Raw genomic sequence first — 3,190 nt, forward strand, 5'->3', positions numbered from 1 at the left:
GTGTTAAATCTATTCTTTTACATACGCCGTGTCAACTGGATTTATGTAGATCAAATAACATCAGATTGGCCTGTTCCAACAATCTTTTTCACGGTTCTGTTTCCACAATTTCTGAAATTTTTGTTAAAAATGTAAGAATAGATCGCTTTTTCTCGAAAATTTAGGTCCGATCAGTTATAATATCCGCCCTATGGCAAGCGAGAGAGCCGAACAATCTCAGGTGAACGCCTATCTTCAAGCAGTGAGCGGCGAACCTCCAATGCCTTCTTGTGTTCTTTCTCCACACTTATTGCACAAGGATGTTGCAAGATTTGTTTATGAACTAAGGCTTTTTCCTGTTATTGAACACGACGAGGAAGAAAGGCAGCAGTACATTCAAGGCATCATTGATTTTGCTCATGCCAACGATATTAAACCTCACGATTTTGGAATTCCTCTGCCAATAGGAAGGCACGGCGAAGACTATGACGAAGAATTCGAAGAGCGTTTTGCGCTTGAAGAAATGCTCAATGATCCGTCCTTCTTCACTGGACTTACCGAAGGAATAAATTGGAATTGTATTAATGGAAGAGCAAATATCGCTCGTGCCAACGAGGAAAGTAAAATTCCGTTGATGACAAACGGCTTAGACGATGAAGCGCTAAATGAGGTTTGGAAATTCCGAATGGGTTATAAGTTTGGGTTTAACGTTGGGTCGGTCAGGAGTTTTGGTCCTGGCTTTACTTTGCCGGCCAGAAGGACACCGAGTGATTATGATACCTACCACGCTTTTATGGCCGGGCTGCGAGGACGTCGAAGATGGTTCTCGGAGGAAGATTCCCCTCTAGAAAAATGTCATAGTGCAGGAATTGTCTTGAATGCCATTGTGCCAGAAGATAAGCTTGCAAAGGCTATTGGGAACTTAGATAGACTCGTAAACAGCTAGGGTTCCTTCGGCCATTTTGCGCCAGGAATATTTTTTTACTTGTTCGCTTCCCTTTTTTATTAAATCGTCTTTTGTTTTTTGTGAGGTTATTATTTGGTGGATTTTTTCTTTTATCTCTGTCACATCATTTGGATTAAAGTAAAGCGCTGCCGGGCCGTAGATTTCCTTTAGCGTTTTGATATTCGAGGATGCGACTGGGATACCGGCTGCCATTGCGTTAAGACCGGGAATACCAAAACCTTCTGAAAGTGAAGGAAACACATAAGCTTCCGCGCTTTTAAAAACCTTAACGAGGTCTTCAGCTTCGATATAGCCTGTTAAGGTGACCCATTCCGTTAAATGCATATCGTCAATTTTTTTCTGGAGCCTTTTGGTAAAAACGTCTCTCGCGCAAACGATTACGATTTGAAGGTTGTCGGTTGTCGGTTCACGGTTGACGGTTTTTGAGCTACTGTGAACTGTAGACCGTGAACTGTTAACTAAAATGGCAAACGCTTTTAAAAGGTTCTTCAAATTCTTGTGAGGATACGCGTTGCCGACATAAAGAATGAAAGGAGTCTTGATTTTATATTTTTTTAAGACGGATGCTGATTTCTCCGGGCTGAAGTACGTATCTTCCGCCGCTTCGTAAGTAACGACAATTTTCTCCGGATTAACCTTGAAGGTTTTTATGATTTCCTCTTTTACAAAGTTGGAGGGGGCAATGATTTTTGTGGATTTGTAAATCGCGTCACTGATGATTTTTTTATACGCGAATCTTTTAATCCTGTAAATTACAGGGTTTTTCGTCGTCGACGCGGATTCTTTGAAGTTGTGATGAATAAGGTCGTGGATTGTTACGATTTTCTTCCCTTTGTAAAAGATTGGAGCATTGAAATGCGGAACGTGGAGCACGTCTAGATTTTGCGCAGTAAATATTTTAGGGAGTTTTATTTGTTCCTCTATTGTGTACCAAGGGACGTCTGCCAAAACTTTTTCAAAATTCTTATTTTTCGAAAAATCCAGAAAGTTTAAGTTTTGTCTCCTTAAGAAAATTAAGTAGTTATTTTTCTTGTCTATTTCTTTTAAATTTTCAATTAATTTTTCGGTGTATTTTCCCAGCCCTGTTCCTTGCGGGCCAACAAATCTCGCGTCGATTCCAATTTTCATATTGTTCTTTTCATTTTTACATACGAGATGACTTCGACTTCGCTCAGTCAATAAAACACTAACAGTATAAGCGTTCAAGGTGAGAATCCTTGTTAAGGTCTCATCCTTGAACCTTTAAGATTTAAGGTGGGGCACCTTTCGATGCTCAAGGGTGCCACCTTAAATATGGCTTATTCCCTTGAGCGAGCCCTTCGCTGAAACTCGGGTAAACTCCGCAAGTCGAAGGGTAATTTACCCTATATTTGGTCATGCTTTGGTCATTCTGTGTTTTTCCAACAACCAAATCCCAACAAACATAATCCAGGTGACGAAAAATGGATATTTATTTTTGTAGTGTTTTTTGTAAAAAAGATACATTGCTCTTGTTGATTCCTTGAACGCTCTTTTTTTGGATTCTTTTGTCGCTTTTGAAATTTCTTCGCTCTCTCTTCTTATTCCAGAAGACGCTCCTTTGTGGTGAACTATTTTTGTAATCGGGGTGTAGATTATTTTGTAACCGGCTTCTTTAAACCGAAAGCACCAATCAAGGTCTTCACCGTAGAAGAAAAAGTCTTCGTCGAACATTCCGATTTCGTCGATGGCGCTTTTTCTCACGATCATAAACGCTCCCATACACGCGTCTATTTCATGCGCTCCGGCGGGGGAGACATCTCCCATATGATATTGGTCGAAAATTCCGGATCCTTTGAAGACATTTGCAAGACCCGAAAAGTGGCAGAATGATCTCCATGGCGTCGGGAACCTCCTTCTGCATTCCGGATCTAATCGGCCGTTTGGATATTCAACCCTGCAAGTTCCCATGGCAGTATTATTTTGCTCGTCCATGAATTCTTTCATTTTTTTGAAGGTGTCCGGCATAACTTCCGTGTCTGGATTAAGAATGACGACGTAACTGCCCTTTGCCTTTTTGATCGCCTGATTGTTGGCTTTAGAGAAGCCGACGTTTTTGGCGTTTGCGATTAAATTAACTTCGGGAAATTTCTCTTTCACCATTTGAGCTGAGTCGTCGCGGGAGTCATTGTCGACAACAAATATTTCCACTTTAAGACTTTTTGTAGCAGCTTTTGCTGACCTTAAACATTTTTCCAGAAGCTCTTTTGTGTTGTAAGAAACGAT

Annotated in this window: 3 protein-coding genes; 1 reads left to right on the plus strand and 2 read right to left on the minus strand. The window is 40.8% G+C overall.

Features of this window, described 5'->3' with window-relative positions; all coding sequences use genetic code 11:
* Positions 1-190 precede the first annotated feature (190 nt).
* Positions 191-925 carry a hypothetical protein gene (locus tag NUV69_03860; GenBank protein ID MCR4324792.1) on the plus strand — a complete coding sequence of 245 codons (735 nt, stop codon included), beginning with the start codon at positions 191-193 and terminating at the stop codon, positions 923-925.
* On the opposite strand, the gene NUV69_03865 is transcribed toward NUV69_03860, so the two are convergent.
* The gene (locus tag NUV69_03865; GenBank protein MCR4324793.1) at positions 902-2,074 is read right to left on the minus strand and encodes a glycosyltransferase family 4 protein; all 1,173 of its coding nucleotides are present in this window, start codon (positions 2,072-2,074) and stop codon (positions 902-904) included. The two genes, NUV69_03860 and NUV69_03865, sit on opposite strands and share 24 nt — an antisense overlap.
* A 246-nt stretch (positions 2,075-2,320) precedes the next feature.
* Positions 2,321-3,190 (minus strand): glycosyltransferase family 2 protein (locus NUV69_03870; GenBank protein MCR4324794.1); only part of this gene is annotated, 870 nt, incomplete at its 5' end.

The sequence above is a fragment of the Candidatus Curtissbacteria bacterium genome (genome assembly GCA_024654445.1).
GTDB lineage: Bacteria > Patescibacteriota > Microgenomatia > Curtissbacterales > GWA2-41-24 > JANLHP01.

Coding starts and splice junctions, on each gene's coding strand:
- NUV69_03860 (MCR4324792.1), top strand. CDS start 191: ATGGCAAGCGAGAGAGCCGAACAATCTCAGGTGAACGCCTATCTTCAA.
- NUV69_03865 (MCR4324793.1), bottom strand. CDS start 2,074: ATGAAAATTGGAATCGACGCGAGATTTGTTGGCCCGCAAGGAACAGGG.